Below are 19,937 nucleotides of genomic sequence, written 5' to 3'. Positions count from 1 at the left end.
ACCATAGGAGCCACGCCTTTGCGCATCGGTTCGCTTCATCTTACGGGGCGCGCCTTTCTGGCGCCTATGGCCGGCGTGACTGATCTCGCCATGCGGCGGATCGCATTGCGTTTCGGCGCTTCCGCGGCGGTCGGCGAGATGGTCGGGGCGAGCGCGCTGGCGCGCGGCGACGTCGAGGCCCGCCAGCGGCTGGACGGCTCCGGCATAGACGCCCATATCGTGCAGATCGCGGCGCGCGATCCTGCCGGAATAGCCGAGACGGCGCGCCGAGCCGAGGCCGCGGGAGCGAGGCTGATCGACATCAACATGGGCTGTCCCTGCAAGCGCGTGACCGGCGGCCTCGCCGGCGCGGCGCTGATGCGCGAGCCGGCGCTCGCCGCCGAGCTGGTCCGCTCGGCTGTGGGCGCGGTCTCGGTTCCGGTGAGCGTCAAAATGCGGCTCGGCTGGGACGATGCCAGCCGCAACGCCGCCGAGCTGGCGCGTCTGGTCGAGGCCGAGGGCGCCGTCATGGTGACGGTCCACGGCCGCACCCGCGCGCAATTCTACGAGGGCAGGGCGGATTGGCGGGCGATCGCCGCGGTCAAGTCCGCCATAAGAATTCCGGTCGTGGCCAATGGCGATTGCGCTTCGCCGCAGGACGCCGCCGCAATGCTCGCGGCCTCCGGGGCCGATGCGGTTATGGTCGGACGGGCGGCGATGGGCAGGCCCTGGCTCGTCGGCGATATCGCTCATTTTCTCGCCGCCGGGCGCCATCGCGCGCCCCCCTCCGCCACGATGCGGCTGGAGGCCGCGCTCGAGCATTTGGATGGTCTGCTCATCGCCATGGGCTCGAATTTGGGTCTGCGCCATGCGCGCAAGCATCTCTCCGCCTACGCCGAGCAGGCGGAGGGAGACGCAGAGGCGCGCGCCGGTCTCCGACGGGCGATGCTCGCTTCTTCCTCGGCCGAGGAGGTACGCGGGCTTCTTCGCCTTTTGTTCTCGCTCGAGCCGGCGCGAGGGGAGCCGGCTCCGGCACATTGCTGACGCGTATGTCCCGTAGAGGCTCGGCGCGCGCTCCGCGCCAGAGGAGTTCCGAGGTGTCGAGATGACCGCCGAATCCAATCCGCACCGGCGCAAGAACGCGCTCGCCACGCCCGTCGGCGCGCGGCTGCGCGTGATCGCCGAAAATAATCGCGCCTGCATTCTCGAAGCGCTGCCCAATGTGATCCTGGCGATCCGGCCGGATGGGGTGATCGTCGACGCCAACGCCGCGGCGGAGTCGTTCTTCGAGATCGGCAAGCCGATCCTCATCGGGCAGGAGCTGAGCCGTCTCGTGCCCTTCGGCTCACCCTTGATCGCCCTTATCGAGCAGGTGCGCGAGCGCGGCTCTGCGATCAATGAATATCGCATCGACCTCGGCCGGCCCGGAGCGGAGGGCGAAAGACGCGTCGATGTGCATTGCGCGCCGCTGCCGGACAGCGAAGGCGGCGTTCTCGTGGTGCTGCAAGAGCGCACAATTGCCGATAAAATAGACAGGCAGCTGACCCATAGGGGGGCGGCGCGCACGGTTTCCGGGCTTGCAGCGATGCTCGCGCATGAGATCAAGAACCCGCTGTCGGGCATTCGCGGCGCCGCGCAACTGCTGGAAAGCTCAGTGGGAGACGCCGATCGGGCGTTGACTCGGCTGATCTGCGAGGAGACCGACCGCATCGTCCGCCTCGTCGACCGCATGGAGGTGTTCTCCGACTCGCGGCCGCCGGAGCGCGAGAAGGTCAATATTCATGTCGTGCTCGACCATGTGAAGCGCGTCGCTCGCAGCGGCTTCGCGCGCCATATTCGCTTCATCGAGAATTACGACCCCTCGCTGCCGCCGGTCGCCGCCAATCGCGACCAGCTGGTGCAGGTCTTCCTCAATCTGGTCAAGAATGCGGCCGAGGCGATCGGCGACTCCATAGACGGCGAGATCGAGCTTTCCACCGCCTTCCGGCCGGGGGTCAGCCTGCGAACTGCCGGCGACAAGCGCCCGGTGGGGCTGCCGCTGGAGTTTTGCGTGCGCGACAATGGCCGCGGCGTGCCCGAGGACATAGCCGCGCATTTGTTCGATCCCTTCATCACCACGAAGACTTCTGGAACTGGCCTCGGACTTGCACTGGTGGCCAAGATCGTCAATGACCACGGCGGCATCGTCGAATGCGAATCTCACCCGAGGCGTACTACTTTCCGTATTTTGATGCCGATGTATCGCAACAAGGACGAGGAGAAACGAGCGGACGAGCGACGAGCCAGACGACAACATTCCGCCGCCGAGGGAACAGAGCCTGCGCCGAGAGAGCGCCGCTCGTGAGAACGATCTGCTGGAGAAAAATCCGATGACCCACGGCGAGATTCTGGTCGCCGACGACGACGCCGCGATCAGAACTGTGGTGGCGCAGGCGCTCTCACGCGCCGGTTATGAGGTGCGCACCACCGGAACGGCCGCGACCTTGTGGCGCTGGGTGCAATCGGGCGAGGGCGATCTCGTCGTCACCGATGTGGTGATGCCGGACGAAAACGCTTTCGAGCTGCTGCCGCGCATAAAGAAGCTGCGCCCCGATCTGCCCATCATCGTGATGAGCGCGCAGAACACTTTCATGACCGCGATCCGCGCCTCCGAGCGCGGCGCCTATGATTATCTGCCCAAGCCCTTCGATCTGAAGGAGCTGGTCGGCATCGTCGGCCGCGCCATGGCCGAGCCGCGCAAGAAGAACGAGATCGACGGCCCGGACGATATGGAGGGCATGCCCCTCGTCGGCCGCTCGCAGGCGATGCAGGAGATCTATCGCTCGCTGGCGCGGCTGATGCAGACCGATCTCACCGTCATGATCAACGGCGAGTCGGGGACGGGCAAGGAGCTGGTCGCCCGCGCGCTGCACGACTATGGCAAGCGCAAGAAAGGTCCCTTCGTCGCCATCAACATGGCCGCCATCCCGCGCGATCTCATCGAGAGCGAGCTGTTCGGCCATGAGAAGGGCTCCTTCACCGGCGCCAATCAGCGCTCCATCGGCCGCTTCGAGCAGGCCGAAGGCGGCACGCTGTTCCTGGACGAGATCGGCGACATGCCGATGGAGGCGCAGACGCGGCTTTTGCGCGTGCTGCAGCAGGGCGAATATACGACCGTCGGCGGCCGCACGCCGATCAAAACCAATGTGCGCATCATCGCTGCGACCAATAAGGATCTGCGCGCGCTGATTCAGCAGGGCCTGTTCCGCGAGGACTTGTATTTCCGCCTCAACGTCGTGCCGCTGCGCCTACCGCCGCTGCGCGAGCGCTCGGAGGATATCGCCGACCTCGTGCATCACTTCTTCAAGGTGGCGGCGAGCGAGGGCCTTCCGCAGAAATACATCGAGCAGGCGGCGCTCGACCGCATGAAGCGCTATCGCTGGCCGGGCAATATCCGCGAGCTGGAGAATCTCATTCGCCGACTCGCCGCCCTGCATCCGCAGGAGGTCATCACCGAGGCGGTGGTGGAGCTCGAGCTGGAGCATGAGATGCGTCAGGCCTCGCCCGGCGACCGGCTGCCGGCGGCGACGACAATTCTGGCGGACTTGCCGTCCGACAAGGATGTGACGCTCTCTACCTCGGTCGAGCAGCATCTCGCCAAGCTGTTCCGCGACCATGGCGATCGTTTGCCGCCGCCGGGCCTCTATCACCGCGTCATCCGTGAGATAGAGGTGCCGCTGATCTCCGCGGCGCTCGCCGCGACGCGCGGCAATCAGATCAAGGCGGCGGAGCTTTTGGGCCTCAACCGCAACACGCTGCGCAAGAAGGTCAACGACCTCGATATCCGCCTGATGCGCTCGCCGCGGTAGGGAAGCGCAGACCCCTTCTCCCGTAAACGGGAGAAGGGAGCGCTCGAGATTGCCTCTACCGGCGCCACGACCTATACAGGCGCATGTCCATGGCGGGAGACATTCAGGCGCCCGAGCCGCCGGCCGCGTCCGGGAAGCGGTCCTGGCGGCTGTGGTTCGGGCCGATCGCGGTGGTCGCCGCCGTCGCCTGCGCGCTCGCCACCTTCTTCGTCATGGCCGAGCTCGCGCCCGTGGCGCCGACCAGCGACGTCGTCTATCCGCTGTTCTTCGCCGACGCCGTCGCGCTGGTTCTTCTGGTCGCTCTGGTGCTCGTCAAGGCGGGCACGCTCATCGGCTCCTGGCGCCGCGGCGCCGCGGCGGCGGGCCTGCATATTCGAATCCTCGCCTTTTTTTCCGCCTTGGCGCTGACGCCGGCGATCACCCTCGCCATTGTCGGCTCGGTGACGCTCGAGCGCGCGCTGAACCCGCAATTCCTCGCCATGGTGAAGACCTCCGTTCACAGCACGGCGGAGGCGGCGCGCGTGTTCCGCGAGACGCAATGCCGCTCGCTGCTGCAAGAGGCGCAGCTCTCCGCCTCGGACCTCGATCGCGCCCGCGCCATGTTCAACGCCGATCGCGGCCTGTTCCACGAGTTCTTCGTCTCGCGGGCGCGCTTCCTCGGCTTTTCCGTGGCGGCGATCGTCAAGACCGACGGGCAGATATTGGAACGCGTCGATGTGACGGCCGACGGCTCGGCCATCGTCATCGCGCCGCCGGCCTCGGATTTCGAGGATGCGCGCAAGGGCGAGCCGCTCTGCCTCGTCATCGACGATGGACTCACCTTCGTCGCGCTGCGGCCGCTGTCGAGCTTTCCTGACACATTCCTCTATGTGACGCGTCCCGTCGATCCTTTCGGCGTGCAATTCCCAGAGCAGGCGGCGAGCCTCATCGCCACCTATGACGCTTTCGAGACCTATCGCGGCGCGGTGAAAAAGGCCTTCACCGTCATGTATGCGCTGCTCGCCACCATAATGCTGCTGTCGGCGGTATGGGTCGGGCTCGATTTCGTGGATCGGCTCGTCGCGCCGATTCGCGCGCTCATCGCCGCCACAGATCAGGTTTCCGCCGGCAATCTCGACGTGCGCGTCGATGTCGAGCGCTCGCATGGCGATCTCGCGCGGCTCGGCTCCGTCTTCAACAATATGACCAGCGAGATCGAGCAGCAGCAGAGCCGCCTGCTGGCCGCCAATCACCAGAATGAGGAGCGCCGTCTCTTCACCGAGGCGGTGCTCTCTGGCGTGCCGGCGGCCGTCATCGGCGTCGATGCGGAAGGGCGGATCAATGTGCTGAACCGCTCTGCGGAGGAGCTTCTCGTCGGCGGGGCGGGGCAGGGCGTGGCCGGCAAGGATGGCGTGGCGGCGATCGGCGCGCGGGCGGCGGAAGCTCTCCCCGAGATCGCGCCAATTCTCGCCGATGCGGTCGAAGCGTTTCCGCGCGCCATTCAGACGCAGATCAACATAAAGCGCGGCGTCAAGGAGTTGACGCTCGCCGTCCGCGTCACCTCGGCGAGCACGCAAAAGGGCGGCGCGCATTTCGTCGTCACGCTGGACGACATCACCGATCTCGTCACCGCCCAGCGCACCTCCGCCTGGGCCGATGTGGCGCGGCGAATCGCCCATGAGATCAAAAATCCGCTGACGCCGATCCAGCTCTCCGCCGAGCGGCTGAAACGCAAATACGGCAAGCACATCACCTTCGAGCGCGACGTCTTCGACCAATGCACCGACACGATCGTGCGTCAGGTCGACGACATCAAGCGCATGGTCGACGAATTCGCCTCCTTCGCCAGAATGCCGAAAGCGCGGCCGGTGCGCGACGATCTCTGCGACTGCATGCGTCAGGCCTTTTTTCTGACGCGCGTCGCGCATAACGACGTCGAGATGACGCTCAATCTGCCGGAGGCGCCGGTCTACGCGGTCTTCGATCGAAGGCTGCTGTCGCAGGCGCTCACCAACATAGTGAAAAACGCCGCCGAGGGCATAGAAGCGCGCGAGGACGCCGCCCCGCTCGCCGCCAAGCGCATCGACATCAGCCTCGGCGTGCGCGACCGCATGGCCGAGATCGACGTCGTCGACAATGGCAAGGGGTTCCCCGCCTTCAACCGGCAACGCCTGCTCGAGCCTTATATGACGACGCGCGCCGAGGGCACGGGGCTCGGCCTGCCTATTGTCGCCAAGATCATCGAGGACCATGGCGGCCGACTCGAATTGCTCGACGCCCCCTCCGGGACGGGCGCCTGCGTGCGCCTGCTCATTCCGCTCGCCGAGACGGCGGCGGAGGAGATGCAGGCGCAGGCGCGGATTTCGTGAATGGTGAGGAACATGGTCAGCGACATTCTCATCGTCGACGATGAAGAAGACATAAGGGAGCTGGTCGCCGGCATTCTCGGCGACGAGGGCCATGGCGTGCGCACCGCCAAGGACGCCGATGGCGCGCTGGCCGCGATCGAGCAGCGCCGCCCGCATCTCGTCTTTCTCGACATCTGGCTGCAGGGCTCGCGACTCGACGGCATGCAGGTGCTGGAGATCGTCCAGAAGCAGCACAAAGACCTGCCGGTGGTGATGATTTCCGGCCACGGCAATATCGAGACCGCGGTGAGCGCCATAAAGCTCGGCGCCTATGATTTCATTGAAAAGCCCTTCAAGGCGGACCGTCTCGTGCTCGTCGCCGAGCGCGCGCTCGAGGCCTCGCATCTGCGCCGTGAAGTGAGCGCGCTGCGCCAACGCGCCGGCGCCTCGGACCGCATCGTCGGCAGCTCCTTTCCGGCGCATCAGCTGCAGCAGGTGATCGCCCGCGTCGCGCCGGTGAATTCGCGCGTGCTCATCACCGGCCAGCCGGGCTCCGGCAAGGAGCTCGCAGCGCGCTGCATCCACGCCGCCTCGCAACGCGCCGCCGGACCCTTCGTCGTCATCAATGCGGCGACGATCACGCCGGAGAATATGGAGATAGAGCTGTTCGGCAGCGAGGGCGGCGAGGGCGCGCGCAAGATCGGCGCGCTGGAGGAGGCCCATGGCGGCACGCTCTTCCTCGACGAGATCGCCGACATGCCGAAGGACACGCAGGCGAAAATCCTGCGCGTTCTGGTCGAGCAGAATTTTCAGCGTGTCGGCGGAACGGCGCGCGTCGAGGTCGACGTGCGGATCATCTCCTCATCGGCGCGCGATCTCACCTCGGCGATAGAGGAGGGCGCTCTGCGCGAGGATCTCTTCCATCGCCTCTCCGTGGTGCCGATTCGCATCCCCTCGCTCGCGGAGCGGCGGGAGGATATCCCCGAGCTCATCGAATATTTCATGGAGCAGGTCTCGGCGACCTCCGGCATGCCGCGCCGCAAGATCAGCGAGGATGCGCTCGCCGTGATGCAATTGCACGATTGGCCCGGCAATATCCGCCAGCTGCGCAATAATGTGGAGCGGCTGATGATTCTGACCGCCGGCGACGCGACGGCGGAGATTTCCGCCGAAATGCTGCCGTCCGAGATCGGCCAGCTCGTTCCCGCCACTCCGGCCGGCGTGCGCGGCGAGAAGCTGATGAGCCTGCCGCTGCGCGAGGCGCGCGAAGTGTTCGAGAGAGAATATCTGATCGCCCAGCTCAATCGCTTCAGCAACAATATTTCGCGAACGGCGGAATTCATTGGAATGGAGCGATCGGCGCTCCATCGCAAGTTGAAGTCGCTCGCCATCGAGTGAACGACAAATCTCGCGGTTACAAGGTCTTGCGAAATTTTCCTATTGGCTCTGCGACGGTTTGGCTCTAGTTGATGCGTTTCGTCTCGTCGTAAACTCGTCGAAACAGCGGGTTACAGGACCGTAAGGGGAGGCCTTTGGCCGCATGAGGGAGTTGCGTCTTGCGCATTGCGCCGGCGCGGGCTCTAATGTGCGGTCGGATGGCTATGGACCGATAAGAGCGACGCAAATCGCCCCGATAACGAAAAACAGAACAGGATAGCCGATGTCCTCCGAACGCGCGCAAAATCTGCAAGATACGTTTTTGAATTACGTGCGGAAGAACAAAGTCCCACTCACGATTTTTCTGGTCAATGGCGTCAAATTGCAGGGCATCGTGACCTGGTTCGACAATTTCTGCCTCTTGCTGCGGCGCGATGGGCATTCCCAGCTCGTCTATAAGCATGCGATCTCGACGATCATGCCCGGCCATCCGATCCATATGTTCGAGCCGGGCGAGGAGGGCGAGCAGAGCCCGCCGGAGCGCCATCGCTGAGCGGGGATTCATCGAGAAGCGGCGTTTTCCATTTTCTGGTAGGAGTCAGCGCGAGAACTATAAAAGGCTGGCGAGACGCGCGGCGAATCGCCGGGGCGCTCGGCTCGGCGGGTCGAGGTGAGGTTGAACGAAAAAGCATCAGCGTCCGAGGACCGGACAGCCGGCGCGCCCACGAAAGCCCTCGTGGTCGGCCCCTATCCCACACGGCCGCGCGCTTCGGAGAGCGGAGCCGGGCAGGGAACGGAGCGCGATCCCGTTGCGAGGCTGGCGGAGGCCGTGGGCCTCGCCGAGGCGATCGACCTCGACATCGTCGGGGAGATCGGCGTCTCGCTGCATGATGTGCGGCCGGCGACCTATCTCGGCAAAGGCAAGGTGGAGGAGATCGGCGAGACGGTGAAAGCCGCTGAGGTCGAGCTCGTCACCATGGATTGCCAGCTCTCGCCGGTGCAGCAGCGTAATCTCGAGAAAGCCTGGGGCGCCAAGGTCATCGACCGCACCGGGCTGATCCTCGAGATTTTCGGCCGCCGCGCCCGCACCAAGGAGGGCTCGCTGCAGGTCGAGCTCGCCCATCTCGCCTATCAGAAATCACGGCTCGTGCGCAGCTGGACCCATCTCGAGCGCCAGCGCGGCGGCTTCGGCTTTCTCGGCGGCCCCGGCGAGACGCAGATCGAGACCGACCGGCGCCTCATCTCCGAGCGCATGGCGCGCATCGAGCACGACCTCGATCAGGTCAAGCGCACGCGCGGCCTCCATCGCAAAAAACGGCGCGAAGTTCCCTATCCGGTCGTCGCTCTGGTCGGCTACACCAACGCCGGCAAATCGACGCTGTTCAATCGCTTGACCAAGGCCGGCGTGCTGGCCGAGGACATGCTGTTCGCGACGCTCGACCCGACGCTTCGCCAAATTCGCCTGCCGCATGGCGCCAAAGTGCTGCTCTCCGACACGGTCGGCTTCATCTCCGATCTGCCGACCATGCTGATTTCGGCCTTCCGCGCGACGTTGGAGGAAGTGACGCTCGCCGATGTGATCTTGCATGTGCGCGACGTCTCGCATCCCGATTGGGAGGCGCAGGCCGCCGATGTCGAGGCCATTCTCGGCGAGCTCGGCCTGTCCGGCGAGGCGGGAACGCGCATTCTCGAAGTGTGGAACAAGATCGACGCGCTCGACGACGAGGTCGTCGCCGCGATGAAGATCGCCGCGCGTGGAAAGAAGAACGTCGATCGGCCGTCTCTCGTCTCGGCGCTGACCGGGGAGGGGCTCGACGCTCTGCTCGAGCGCATAGAGACGCGTCTCGCCGAGGGGCGCATTCAGCTCGAGGTCGAGCTCGATCCCGCCGACGGCGCCGGCATCGCTTGGCTGCACGCCCATACGGAGGTGCTCGATCGCCAGACGCTGGCCGATGGCCGCGCGCGGCTCATCGTGCGCGTCGCGCCGGAGCGATTCGACGGGGTCACGCGCCGCTATCCGCAGGCGGAAGTGCGCGCTCGCGCGTCATCCAAGCGGCGCGCGCGCTAATTCCTCTTCTCGGCGCGCCTCGAGTCCCGAGGCGCTGGAACCGGCGGAACGCATCATGGATCGAATTTATCTGATCGTCGCTATTCTCTCCGAGGTCGTCGGCACCTCCGCGCTCAAGGCGAGCGAGGCGTTTTCCAAGCCGCTGCCGTCGGCCATCGTCGTCATCGGCTATGGCGTGTCGTTTTTTCTGCTGTCGCTCGCGCTGCGCAGCATACCGGTCGCCGTCGCCTATGCGATATGGTCCGGCGTCGGCCAGGCGCTGATCGCCGTCGTCGCATGGTTCGCTTTCCATCAGAGGCTCAACGCCGGCGAGATGGCCGGCATGGGCCTCATCATCGCCGGCGTCGTCGTGCTGAGCCTGTTTTCGCAGACCGCTCATTGAGGATGTTTCGATGCCGTTCGCCTTGCTCATCGGCAGTGATCTTCGTGTTTCTGGATCACTTCCGCTCGTCGGCTTTGGCGGCCTGCCATAACGCTTCCATCTCGTCGAGCGTCGATTGTTTCGGGCTCTTGCCCTGTTCGGCGAGCGCGCGCTCGATGAAACCGAAACGCCGCTCGAATTTGGCGTTGGCGCCGCGCAGCGCCTGCTCTGGGTCGGCGCCGACATGGCGAGCGAGATTGGCGACGGCGAAGAGAAGATCGCCGATCTCCTCGACGACGGCGGGCGCGTGCGGCGCGCCGTCGACGCCCAGCTCCGCCTCCACCTCCAGCGTCTCCTCGCGGATCTTCTCCAGCACGAGACGCGCGTCGGCCCAATCGAAGCCGACCTTTCCCGCCTTTTCCTGAAGCTTTACCGCGCGCGTCAGAGCGGGCAGGGCGGGCGGAACGCCATTGAGCAGGCCGGCGGGCTCTTCTATGCCGCGGCGCTCGGCGCGGGCCTTCTTCTCCTGCGCTTTGATCTCGGCCCATTGAACGGCGACATCCCCCGCCGAGGCAGCGGATTTGTCGCCGAACACATGCGGATGGCGGCGGATGAGCTTGTCCGAAATCGCCTCGGCCACATCGGCGAAGGCGAAAGCGCCGCCCTCCTCGGCCAGTCGGGCGTGAAAGACCACCTGCAGCAGCAGATCGCCGAGCTCGTCGCGAAGATCGCCGAGATCGCCGCGCTCTATGGCGTCGACCACCTCATAGGCCTCCTCGAGCGTATAGGGAGCGATGCTGGCGAAGTCCTGCTCGAGGTCCCAGGGGCAGCCGGTTCCAGGAGTGCGCAGGGCCGCCATTATGCCGAGGAGCCGCGCGATCGCGTCTTGCGTCATCGACAGGCCTCTAAGAGGCGGAACGAGCATTGAAAAGCGCGAGCGGCGCGTTGTTTTGACGCAGCGGCGCGTGGCAAAAAAAGCGAGGAATCCGAAACGCTTTGCTCTAACATGAGTGCCGGATCTCGACTGCGCCCTTGGTCTAACCGCCCTCCGCAGTCGATCCGAGGGTCCGGGGCCAGATTACGCCTTGCAAACGACAGCGCCTCGGACCCGACTTGCGCATCCGAGGTGAGATCGTTGTCGCCTTCAGGCGCGTAGCCGCAAGCCGGGAAGGACTTGCGGCCCACTGATTTTAAAAGCCTCAGTCGACCGTGATCGACAGCGCTTCGCGACCCTTGGCCGTGTCGACGACCTGCATCGTCACAGGCTGGCCTTCGGCGAGATGATTGACGCCGGAGGGACCGAGGATCGAGATATGGACGAAGACGTCCTTCCCGCCATCATTCGACTGAACGAAGCCGAAGCCTTTGGTCTCGTCGAACCATTTGACCTTGCCGGAGACCGGCACGGCCGTCGACGGATCGGGAGCCTGACGGCGAGGCGGTCGATCGAAGCCGCCGCCGCTGCTGCTGCGCGGACGCTCTGCGGTCGCGGTCGAAAGATCGACCTCAAGCACGCGAGTGACCTGCTGGCCCTTGACCGAGCTCGACACCTGCACCTTCAGCTTCGCTCCGGGCGGCAGGGCGTCATAGCCCGCAGCCTGAACGGCGCCGATATGCAAAAATGCGTCGCCCGTGCCATTGCCGAGCTCCACGAAGCCGAAGCCTTTTTCGGGCTTGAACCATTTGACGACCGCGTCGATCGCGGGCTCGTTCGAGGACGGGGGCGGCGCATCGCCAAATCCACCACCTCCGCCGAATGGCGACCTCGGCGGCCGGCTGGGCCGCGGGCTGTCGTAGCCGTATGGGGGGTCGTCGTCGAACCCACGCTTTCTGGGTCCCCGGAAGTCTCGACCTTTGCTGCTCATGTCTTGGTACTCGTCTCCGCCATCCGCCAAAAGACCGCTATAGCCACATGCACGGCCTCTCGCCGGGCGCAAAAGCGCCGACGACGCACGCGTCCGCCGGCGTCTCGCGGAGAGCCGGTTTTGGTGCGTTCGTAAGTGTGCCAGTTGAATGCCATATAGTCCCGCGCAATCGCCTTTTTACCAGGAAGCGGCCCAGTCTGGCTAGATGAATTCGCCAGCATTTTCGAAAAAACCCGAGGCCGCCGCTCACCATGCAACGAATCGCACGCTGAGACTGCGCTGATCGAACCCCGGAAAAGTGGCGCGAGCGCGGCAAGAACGCCGCGCATCCGCGCTCGCCGCCGCAGCGGCGAGGGACCTCGAAGGCGAAAGGCCGGATGCTCGACACGCAATGGTCTGAAATCATGGAAGATCAGAAAAATGAAAATCGCATAATCGATATTATGGAACTTATATCCAGCCGCCTCGGGGCAGCGCGACGTTGGTCGACGATGGCGATCAGGCGACGCGCAGATTAGCACGCGCCATATCGGCGCGGCTCGAATCGATAGGTTCATGGATAATGTGGCTGTTTCGGACGCCCGGCTCAGGCCAGCTCGATCCGCATTCCGTCGAAGGCCGGGGTCACATTCTCCGGTAGAGTCGCGGCCAGCGCGTCATAGTCGAGATCGACATGCAGATCGGTCAGAATTGCACGGCGGGGCTTGAAATGGGCGACCCATTCCAGCGCCTCGCCGACCGAGAGATGCGTGCCGTGGCGCTTGTGACGCAGCGCATCGATGATCCAGACGTCGAGCCCCTCGAGATGGCGGAAGCTCTCCTGCGGCACGGAATTGAGGTCCGGCGTATAGGCCAGTCCGCCGATGCGGAAGCCGAGCGCGTCCATATCGCCATGGTCGAGCCGGAACGGCATCGCCTCGATGGTTCCGCCGGGGCCTTCCACCGTCACCTCGCGGCCGAGATGAATGCGATGCTCGTCGAGCAGCGGCGGATAATAGCTGCCGGGCGGCGTCTTGAAGATATAGTCGAAGCGATCCGTCAGCATTTTCGCCGTCGGCTCATCCAGATAGGCCGGAATGCGGCGGCCGCTCTCCAGCACCAGGCCGCGCACATCGTCGACGCCATGCGTGTGATCGGCGTGCGGATGGGTGAAGAGGATCGCATCGAGATGGCCGACCTTAGCATCGATCAATTGCTCGCGCAGATCGGGCGAAGTGTCGACCAGCACATTGGTCCGCGCGTCACCCTCGGTCCGCGTCGCCAATATCGAGCAGCGTCGGCGGCGATTCCGCGGATTGGCGGGATCGCAGGCGCCCCAGCCCTGGCCGACGCGCGGAACGCCGCCGGAGGAGCCACAGCCCAATATGGTGACGGATAGGCTCATTCGGCCGCCCGCCGGGTTTCGATCGGCGTCATTTTGGAGAAGAGCGCCAGCGCATTGGCCGTCGTCTGCGCGGCCATCTCCTCGAAGGTGACGCCCTTGGCCGCGGCGAGCGTGCGCGCCGTGTCGGCGACATAGGCGGGCTCATTGCGCTTGCCGCGATGCGGGACGGGCGCCAGGAACGGCGCGTCGGTCTCCACGAGCAGACGCTCCAGCGGCACGTCGCGCGCGATCTCGCGCAGCTCGCCGGAATTCTTGAACGTCACCACGCCGGAAAACGAAATGTAGAGCCCGAGCTCGACGGCCGTCTCTGCCAGCGCGCGCGAGCTGGTGAAGCAGTGGAGCAGGGCCTTGAAAGCCCCCTTCCCCATTTCCTCGCGCAGAATCTCGGCGCAATCGGCGTCGGCGTCGCGCGAGTGAATGACGAGCGGCAGGCCGCTCTCGCGCGCGGCGGCGATATGTGTGCGGAAGACGCGATGCGCCAGCTCGCGCGGGGCCTTGTCATAGTGATAGTCGAGCCCCGCCTCGCCTATGCCGACACATTTCTCGTGGCGAGCCAGCTCGACGAGCTCGGCGGCGCTCGCCTCGCGCTCCTCATGGGCGTGATTGGGATGCGTGCCGACCGTGCAGAACACATCCTCGTAACGCTCGGCTAAAGCAGCGATCGCAGCGAATTTCTCGACATGGGTCGAGATGGTGACGAAACGCGCCACCCCCTGAGCCCGCGCGCGCGCCACGACCTCCTCCTGCTCGGGAGCGAAATCGGGGAAGTCGAGATGGCAATGTGTGTCGATCAGCATGGGCTCGGCCTGAATTTTCGGCGTGTCGGCGCCGAACCCTTAACGCGCCCGGCCGGGAATTGGAACGATTCTATTCGGAGGAGGATCGGCGTCCCTGAGGCGGTTAAGCAATTTGGCGACCAGCCGAGCGCCTTCACGAGCATCCGGTGACGAGACCATCGCTGCGCCCGGCGCGTAGCGAGCGCGAGACGCGCGTCACCAGCGCATCGAATTTCTTCTTCTGTGACGCGGGATATTCGATCGAGACATTGTTCCAGATCTCGCCTCTGCAGGAGAGCAGCGAGCGTCGATAGAAAATGCGGTCGCCCTTCGTGCCGGAGACGACGACCCAATCCTTGCCTTTCTTGGCGTAGGTCACGCTCTCGCCCTCGCCCGGCGCGAGACGGTCGGCGAATTCCTGATCCTTCTGAAAGGCGCGGTAGCCGCCGTAGACGGCGATCTCGGCCTGTCTGTCCGGCGAGGTGAAGACGCGGCCGTCGTCATTCTCCGGCGCCTCGCCCATGGTCCAGCCCTTGGGCAAATCGGCCGTGGTCCCGAAACGGGCGTTGCGATAGGCGATCCAGGCTTCGGCCTGCGACGGGCCGGCGCAGAGCAGGGCCGCGACCGTCGCCGTCATCAAAATGAGGCTCGCTCGCGACCGTCTCATCAGCGTCTCCCCGTCAGCTTTTGGCGCCTTGCGCCTCGCCCTCCTCCACATAGCGCGGAAAGACCGGCGCGGGCGCCGGCAGCGGCGCGCCGGGGCTCAGCGCATGCGCCTCGCCGGCATGGGCGAAATCCCGCGCATCGGCGGGAATGGCGAGCAGATCGAGCAAGCCCGAGGCCGCGGCCGGAATGAAAGGCTGCAGCGGAATGGCGAGCCGCCGCAGCGCCTCCGCCGTCACATAGAGGATCGTTTCCATGCGTTTAGGGTCGGTCTTCTTCTTGGCCCAGGGCTCCTCGCCGGCGAAATAGCGATTTGCGTCCCCGACGACGCGGAACAGCTCCGCCAGCGCCAGATGCGGCGCATAGGCGTCCATCGTCTCGCGCGCCTTGCCGAGCGCGGCCGAGGCGTCGGCGAGCAGCGCGCGGTCGGCCTCGGTGAGTTCGCCCGGCGTCGGGACGACGCCGCCGCAATTCTTGGCGATCATCGACAGCGAGCGCTGCGCCAGATTGCCGAGGTCATTGGCCAGATCGGCGTTGATACGATTGACAATCGCCTCATGCGAATAATTGCCGTCCTGACCGAAGGGCACTTCGCGCAGGAAGAAATAGCGCAGCTGATCGACGCCATAGCGCTGCGCGAGATCGATCGGATCGATGACATTGCCGACCGACTTCGACATTTTCTCGCCGCGGCTGAACAGAAAGCCGTGCACGACGATCTGCTTCGGCAGAGACACGCCGGCCGACATCAGAAAGGCCGGCCAATAGATGGCGTGAAAGCGCGTGATGTCCTTGCCGATGACATGGGCGTTCGCCGGCCAAAAGCGGGCGCGATCCCCCTCCCCGGTCAGAAAGCCGGTCGCGGTGATGTAATTGGTGAGCGCATCCACCCACACATACATCACATGCGGCGCATTGGTCTGCGGCTTCGCCGGCACGGGAACGCCCCAGTCGAAAGTGGTGCGGCTGATCGAGAGATCGGTGAGGCCGCGCTTCACGAAGGAGACGATCTCGTTTCTGTATTTCTCCGGCGTGATGAAATCGGGATGCGCCTCGTAATGGGCGAGGAGCTTGTCCTGATAGGCCGAGAGCTTGAAGAACCAGCTCTCTTCCTCCACCCATTCGACCGGCGTGCCCGTCGGCGCGAGCTTCTTGCCCTCGACCTCGGTTATCTCGCCTTCGTCGTAATAGGCCTCGTCGCGCACCGAGTACCAGCCGGAATATTTGGCGAGGTAGATATCGCCCGCCGCCTCCATGCGCTTCCAAATCTCGAGCGCCGCCTCCGCGTGGCGCGGCTGCGTCGTGCGCACGACATCGTCGGCGAGCGCGTTCAGCTTTTCGCCCATGGTCTGGAACTGGCCAGCGGTGCGGTCGGCGAGCTGCTGCGGGGTCAGCCCCTCGCGCTCGGCGGTGCGTTGCATCTTCTGGCCGTGCTCGTCCATTCCGGTCACGAACAGCACGTCGAAGCCGTCGAGCCGCTTGAAGCGCGCGAAAGCGTCGGTCGCGATGCGCTCATACGCATGACCGATATGCGGGGCGCCATTCGCATAAGGAATGGCGGTGGTGATCATGAAGGTCGGACGTTCAGCCATGGCCAAGGGTCTAGCGCGCTTTGCCGCGGCGGGGAAGCGGAAGGCGTGCGGCGCAGCAAAATTCCTGATCAGATCAGGCGCGCGAGCGCGGCCCGCCAATGTTCGAGCTTACGATCGAAGCTCATGGCCGCATGGGCCGGGCTAGTCGAAGGCAAGATCACGCTGGGCGGCGCCCATGCGGCGAGCGTCGGCGCGACCATCCGGCGATAGAGATCGCCCGCCTTGCCGCCATTGAGGCAGACGAGAGCGGTCTGCGGATGCGCCGCCAGAAAGCCGGCTATGTCGTTGACGACGACGCTGGCGATGTCGATCTTCTGATCGAGGCTGCCCGGCCGCCGCCCCTGCGCGCAGACATCCCACAAAGCGACGCCCTTCTCCGTCAGCCGCGCGAGCCGCTCCTCATAGGGAAGCTCCGGCGCAACGCCGAAGACCCGCCCCATGATCGGCCAGAAAGCGTTGCGCGGCTGCGCATAATATTGGACGCGCGCCAGCGAGACCTGCCCTGGCAAGGAGCCGAGGATCAGCACGCGCGCGTCGGCGCGGGAGACCGGCGGGAAGCCTTTCGAGGTCGGAATAACGTCCAAGGAAAGCCTCTATCGGCGCGCCGCTTCTTCGAGATCGGCGAATACCTGTAGAATGAGCCCGCGCTTATCGAAATTGAACACTTCCGTCTCGCGCGCCGCTTCGCCGATGCGTTCCCAGGCGCGCGCGTAGGGGGCGAGGCTCGTCGCGCTCGCGCCTTCGCCGGCCTTGGTCCGCACTGTGGAATCGAGGAAGCGATAGAGCCCGCTCATGAAAGTCTCATAGGCCTGCTCATTGTCGCGTCCGGCCAGCCGGTCGGCGAGCGAATGCACGGCGAGCCAATCCACTTGCGGAAGGCGCGCGAACATCGCGCGCAGCGACGCGTCGAAGGCGACGCCGTCGCCCTCCAGCAGACGCAGCGCCTCGCGCACCGAGCCCTCCGCGCCTGCAGCCGCGCCGGCCAGCGCCTCTGCTGGCGCTGTGCTCCAGGGCGCGCCCAGCGCGCGGATCGCGGCGATGACGTCCGGCTCGGCGAGCGGCGTGAGATTGAGCTTGCGGCAGCGCGAGCGGATGGTCGGCAGCACGCGGCCCGGCTGATGCGCGACCAGCAGGAACAGCGAGCGCGCCGGCGGCTCCTCGATCAGCTTCAGCAGCGCATTGGCGCTGGAGCGGTTGAGATCGTCCACGCTGTCGACGATGGCGACGCGCCAGCCGCCCTCGCCCGAGCTCTGGTGAAAGAGATGGATGAGCCGGCGCACATCCTCGATGCGGATTTCGGTGAAATGCTTCTTGGTCTTCTCGTTCCACTCGCGGCGCAGCAGGAAGAGATCGGGCAGCGCCAGCGCCGCTATGCGTCGGCTGACGACGCTCTCCTCTGCGACGAACAGCGACCGCGCGCGCGCCGCCTCGGGGGCGGCGGCGTCGGGATGGGCCAGAAGAAAGCGCGCGAGCCGCCAGGCCAGCGTCGCCTTGCCTATGCCCTCCGGGCCGCCGATGAGAATGGCCTGGGGCAGCTTGCCGCGGCGAAAGGCGTCGAGCAGCTCGCTCTCCGCCACGTCATGGCCGAGCAGCGCATGGGTCTCGCGGGGATGCGGGAAATCGGCGAAACGATCGCTTTCCGGCGGGGCCTCGGCGTCGCGCTTCACGCCATCACTCTCTTCAAGGGAATGACGATCTCGGGCCGAAAAAAGCGGGCTTCGACGACATGCCAAATGGCCTCGGCCACCTCCTGCTCGGGCGCCAGCGCGTCGACGACGCAGCAGCGGCCGGGCTCGCTCGTGGCTATGTCGAGATAGGCCTGGCGCAGGCCGAGGTGAAACTCCAGCCCCTCGCGCTCGAAACGATCGGCCGCCTCGTCCGGCGGACGCCGCCGATGCGCGCGCTCGAGACCGATCTCCGGCGGCAGATCGAGGATGATGGTCAGATCGGGCGAGGAGCCCATCAGCGCGACGCGCTCGAGCAAAGCGATGAGCCGCGGATCGACGCCGCCGCGCGCGCCCTGATAGGCTCTGGTGGAATCGGCGAAACGGTCGCAGATCACCCAGGCGCCGCGGGCGAGCGCCGGCTTGATCAGACGGTCGAGATGGTCGATGCGCGCCGCCGAGAACAAAATCGCCTCGCCGAGCGGGCCGAGCGACGCCGCCTTGCCGCCGAGCAGCGCCTCGCGCAGCGCCTCGGCATGCGGCGAGCCGCCGGGCTCGCGCGTGGCGATCGCCTCCACGCCCCTCTGCGCGAGGCGCTCCTGCAAGCGGCGCATCTGCGTCGACTTGCCGGCCCCCTCGCCGCCCTCCAGCGTTATGAACTTGCCGGCGCGGCCCTTGTCCTGCCCACGCGCCGGGCCGAGCGGCGGCTCTGCGCTCATTGCTTCTTCGACAGCTTGTTGTGAATGGCGCCGGCCGCATATTCATAGGCCGCGTCGAATGCGCGGCTCGGGAGCGAGCCTTTCTCGACCGTCTCGGCGGCCTCGAGCGGCTGCTCGAGCACGACGGTCGAGCCGCGGCGGATCTCGAGCTTGGCGACCTTGGTCCCCGCCTCGACCGGCGCGATCAGCGGCCCCTCATAGACGATCTTGCCCGAGAGCTTCTCCGAGCCGCCGCGCTGCAGCAGCACTTTGATGTCGTTCGACGCGCTCAGCGGCACGGAGCCGGCGGTTCCGCCATAGACCTGCGCCGAGCCGACGGTCTCATTGGCCTTGAACAGCGACTTCTCCTCGAAATTGCGGAAGCCCCATTGCAGGATCTTGCGCGCCTCCTCGGCGCGGTCCTTGGCCGTGCGCAGCCCATAGACGGCCACGATGAGGCGTCGGTCGTCCTGCACGGCGGAGCCCACCATGCCATAGCCGGAATCGTCGATATTGCCGGTCTTCAAACCATCCGCGCCGATGCTCATGGTGAGCAGCGGATTGCGGTTCTGCTGCTTGATCTTGTTCCAGGTGAACTCCTTCTCGCCGAAATAGCGATAGAGGTCTGGATAGGTCTTGATGATATGCGCGGAGAGCTGGACCATCTCGCGCGGCGTCACCTTCTGGTCCGGCCCGGCCTGACCCCAGGGATTGCCGAAGATCGACCGTGTGAGGCCGAGCTCGGACGCCCGCTTGTTCATGCGGCCGACGAAAGCCTCTTCCGATCCGGCGACGCCTTCGGCGAGAGTGATCGCCGCGTCATTGCCGGAATCGATCACCAAGCCGCGGATCAGATCCTCGACCCGCGCCTTGCTGTTGACGGCGAGGAACATCGCCGAGCCGCCGGCCGGCGCTCCGCCGGCGCGCCACGCGTGCTCGGAAACGGTGAATTCATCGTCGAGCTTCAGCCGTCCCTCGGCGATCTCGTGGAACACGACCTCCGCGGTCATGATCTTCACGGTCGAGGCCGGCGTCACATATTCGTCGGCGGCTTTTTCCAGCAGCACCGTATGTGTGCCGGCGTCCATCAGAATGGCGCGCGGCGCGGTGGTCTGGAAGCCTTCGGCGAGAGCCGCCGTCGGCGCGATGAAGGAGGCCGCCAGGACGAAGCCGAAGCGGGCGAGGGATTTGGCGAGGGTTTTGGGAAGGGAGACAGGCACGCGTCTTTCGCCTTCGTTCGATGCGCCGTCGAAGCGCGTCGACGGCCTCACGCAATGAGTTCCGCTGAAATGTGGCGCGTCGGAGGGCAGAAAGCAACGGCCTCGCGCGGCGCGC

Annotated in this window: 18 protein-coding genes; 8 read left to right on the top strand and 10 right to left on the bottom strand. The window is 65.6% G+C overall.

Going from position 1 to position 19,937, the window contains the following annotated elements:
* Positions 1 to 18: 18 nt before the first annotated feature.
* The 8 genes from dusB to GYH34_RS12295 all read left to right on the top strand — a co-directional run bounded on the left by dusB (position 19) and on the right by GYH34_RS12295 (position 9,981).
* On the top strand, positions 19 to 1,023 hold the full coding sequence (gene dusB / locus GYH34_RS12330; protein WP_161913830.1) for a tRNA dihydrouridine synthase DusB: 1,005 nt from the start codon (positions 19 to 21) through the stop codon (positions 1,021 to 1,023).
* A gap of 61 nt (positions 1,024 to 1,084) precedes the next feature.
* Entirely contained in the window at positions 1,085 to 2,323 is a 1,239-nt protein-coding gene (locus tag GYH34_RS12325) for an ATP-binding protein (protein ID WP_244635083.1), read from the top strand.
* A gap of 25 nt (positions 2,324 to 2,348) precedes the next feature.
* Positions 2,349 to 3,827 (top strand): nitrogen regulation protein NR(I), encoded by a 1,479-nt coding sequence (gene ntrC / locus GYH34_RS12320; RefSeq protein WP_161913829.1) that lies wholly within the window; start codon positions 2,349 to 2,351, stop codon positions 3,825 to 3,827.
* 89 nt (positions 3,828 to 3,916) lie between these two features.
* Complete coding sequence (locus GYH34_RS12315; protein WP_244635081.1) at positions 3,917 to 6,175, top strand: PAS domain-containing sensor histidine kinase; 2,259 nt, start codon at positions 3,917 to 3,919, stop codon at positions 6,173 to 6,175.
* A gap of 12 nt (positions 6,176 to 6,187) precedes the next feature.
* Positions 6,188 to 7,552: a sigma-54 dependent transcriptional regulator gene (locus tag GYH34_RS12310; protein ID WP_161915002.1), complete on the top strand. Its 1,365-nt coding sequence runs from the start codon at positions 6,188 to 6,190 to the stop codon at positions 7,550 to 7,552.
* Positions 7,553 to 7,814: 262 nt separating this feature from the next.
* A complete protein-coding gene (gene hfq, locus GYH34_RS12305; RefSeq protein ID WP_018265371.1) occupies positions 7,815 to 8,084 on the top strand; it encodes an RNA chaperone Hfq in 270 nt (89 codons plus the stop codon).
* A 123-nt stretch (positions 8,085 to 8,207) separates the two neighbouring features.
* Positions 8,208 to 9,599: a GTPase HflX gene (gene hflX / locus GYH34_RS12300; protein WP_161913827.1), complete on the top strand. Its 1,392-nt coding sequence runs from the start codon at positions 8,208 to 8,210 to the stop codon at positions 9,597 to 9,599.
* Positions 9,600 to 9,654: 55 nt separating this feature from the next.
* Positions 9,655 to 9,981, top strand: coding sequence for a multidrug efflux SMR transporter (locus GYH34_RS12295; protein WP_161913826.1), 327 nt, complete (start codon positions 9,655 to 9,657; stop codon positions 9,979 to 9,981).
* 55 nt (positions 9,982 to 10,036) lie between these two features.
* Here the strand turns inward: GYH34_RS12295 and mazG are convergent, their stop codons facing one another.
* The 10 genes from mazG to GYH34_RS12245 all read right to left on the bottom strand — a co-directional run bounded on the left by mazG (position 10,037) and on the right by GYH34_RS12245 (position 19,822).
* Complete coding sequence (gene mazG, locus GYH34_RS12290; RefSeq protein ID WP_161913825.1) at positions 10,037 to 10,855, bottom strand: nucleoside triphosphate pyrophosphohydrolase; 819 nt, start codon at positions 10,853 to 10,855, stop codon at positions 10,037 to 10,039.
* A gap of 304 nt (positions 10,856 to 11,159) precedes the next feature.
* Positions 11,160 to 11,825: a cold shock domain-containing protein gene (locus tag GYH34_RS12285; protein WP_161913824.1), complete on the bottom strand. Its 666-nt coding sequence runs from the start codon at positions 11,823 to 11,825 to the stop codon at positions 11,160 to 11,162.
* A 586-nt stretch (positions 11,826 to 12,411) separates the two neighbouring features.
* Positions 12,412 to 13,209, bottom strand: a complete 798-nt coding sequence (locus tag GYH34_RS12280) for an MBL fold metallo-hydrolase (RefSeq protein WP_161913823.1) — start codon at positions 13,207 to 13,209, stop codon at positions 12,412 to 12,414.
* On the bottom strand, positions 13,206 to 14,006 hold the full coding sequence (locus GYH34_RS12275) for a TatD family hydrolase (RefSeq protein WP_161913822.1): 801 nt from the start codon (positions 14,004 to 14,006) through the stop codon (positions 13,206 to 13,208). The genes GYH34_RS12280 and GYH34_RS12275 overlap by 4 nt, the downstream gene beginning before the upstream one ends.
* A gap of 133 nt (positions 14,007 to 14,139) precedes the next feature.
* Positions 14,140 to 14,652 carry a hypothetical protein gene (locus GYH34_RS12270; protein WP_244635080.1) on the bottom strand — a complete coding sequence of 171 codons (513 nt, stop codon included), beginning with the start codon at positions 14,650 to 14,652 and terminating at the stop codon, positions 14,140 to 14,142.
* A 13-nt stretch (positions 14,653 to 14,665) separates the two neighbouring features.
* Positions 14,666 to 16,240 carry a methionine--tRNA ligase gene (metG, locus tag GYH34_RS12265; protein WP_256367001.1) on the bottom strand — a complete coding sequence of 525 codons (1,575 nt, stop codon included), beginning with the start codon at positions 16,238 to 16,240 and terminating at the stop codon, positions 14,666 to 14,668.
* Between the two features lie 68 nt (positions 16,241 to 16,308).
* Positions 16,309 to 16,824, bottom strand: a complete 516-nt coding sequence (locus GYH34_RS12260; RefSeq protein WP_174242404.1) for a DNA-deoxyinosine glycosylase — start codon at positions 16,822 to 16,824, stop codon at positions 16,309 to 16,311.
* A gap of 9 nt (positions 16,825 to 16,833) precedes the next feature.
* Positions 16,834 to 17,907 carry a DNA polymerase III subunit delta' gene (locus tag GYH34_RS12255; RefSeq protein ID WP_161913821.1) on the bottom strand — a complete coding sequence of 358 codons (1,074 nt, stop codon included), beginning with the start codon at positions 17,905 to 17,907 and terminating at the stop codon, positions 16,834 to 16,836.
* Positions 17,904 to 18,623 (bottom strand): dTMP kinase, encoded by a 720-nt coding sequence (tmk, locus tag GYH34_RS12250; RefSeq protein WP_161913820.1) that lies wholly within the window; start codon positions 18,621 to 18,623, stop codon positions 17,904 to 17,906. Before tmk ends, GYH34_RS12255 begins: the two co-directional genes overlap by 4 nt.
* Positions 18,620 to 19,822, bottom strand: coding sequence for a D-alanyl-D-alanine carboxypeptidase family protein (locus GYH34_RS12245; RefSeq protein ID WP_244635079.1), 1,203 nt, complete (start codon positions 19,820 to 19,822; stop codon positions 18,620 to 18,622). Before GYH34_RS12245 ends, tmk begins: the two co-directional genes overlap by 4 nt.
* Between the last annotated feature and the right edge of the window lie 115 nt (positions 19,823 to 19,937).

The sequence above is a fragment of the Methylosinus sp. C49 genome (genome assembly GCF_009936375.1).
Taxonomy (GTDB): Bacteria; Pseudomonadota; Alphaproteobacteria; order Rhizobiales; family Beijerinckiaceae; genus Methylosinus.
The sequence above is the reverse complement of the archived record's forward strand: the minus strand, read 5'-3'. Positions and strand labels throughout refer to the sequence as shown.

Excerpts from the sequence above, each read along its gene's own strand:
- GYH34_RS12315 (WP_244635081.1), top strand. The coding sequence starts at position 3,917 with ATGGCGGGAGACATTCAGGCGCCCGAGCCGCCGGCCGCGTCCGGGAAG.
- ntrC (WP_161913829.1), top strand. The coding sequence starts at position 2,349 with ATGACCCACGGCGAGATTCTGGTCGCCGACGACGACGCCGCGATCAGA.
- GYH34_RS12275 (WP_161913822.1), bottom strand. The coding sequence starts at position 14,006 with ATGCTGATCGACACACATTGCCATCTCGACTTCCCCGATTTCGCTCCC.
- GYH34_RS12280 (WP_161913823.1), bottom strand. The coding sequence starts at position 13,209 with ATGAGCCTATCCGTCACCATATTGGGCTGTGGCTCCTCCGGCGGCGTT.
- metG (WP_256367001.1), bottom strand. The coding sequence starts at position 16,240 with ATGGCTGAACGTCCGACCTTCATGATCACCACCGCCATTCCTTATGCG.
- GYH34_RS12295 (WP_161913826.1), top strand. The coding sequence starts at position 9,655 with ATGGATCGAATTTATCTGATCGTCGCTATTCTCTCCGAGGTCGTCGGC.
- tmk (WP_161913820.1), bottom strand. The coding sequence starts at position 18,623 with ATGAGCGCAGAGCCGCCGCTCGGCCCGGCGCGTGGGCAGGACAAGGGC.
- GYH34_RS12270 (WP_244635080.1), bottom strand. The coding sequence starts at position 14,652 with ATGAGACGGTCGCGAGCGAGCCTCATTTTGATGACGGCGACGGTCGCG.
- GYH34_RS12310 (WP_161915002.1), top strand. The coding sequence starts at position 6,188 with ATGGTCAGCGACATTCTCATCGTCGACGATGAAGAAGACATAAGGGAG.
- mazG (WP_161913825.1), bottom strand. The coding sequence starts at position 10,855 with ATGACGCAAGACGCGATCGCGCGGCTCCTCGGCATAATGGCGGCCCTG.
- hfq (WP_018265371.1), top strand. The coding sequence starts at position 7,815 with ATGTCCTCCGAACGCGCGCAAAATCTGCAAGATACGTTTTTGAATTAC.
- GYH34_RS12325 (WP_244635083.1), top strand. The coding sequence starts at position 1,085 with ATGACCGCCGAATCCAATCCGCACCGGCGCAAGAACGCGCTCGCCACG.
- GYH34_RS12285 (WP_161913824.1), bottom strand. The coding sequence starts at position 11,825 with ATGAGCAGCAAAGGTCGAGACTTCCGGGGACCCAGAAAGCGTGGGTTC.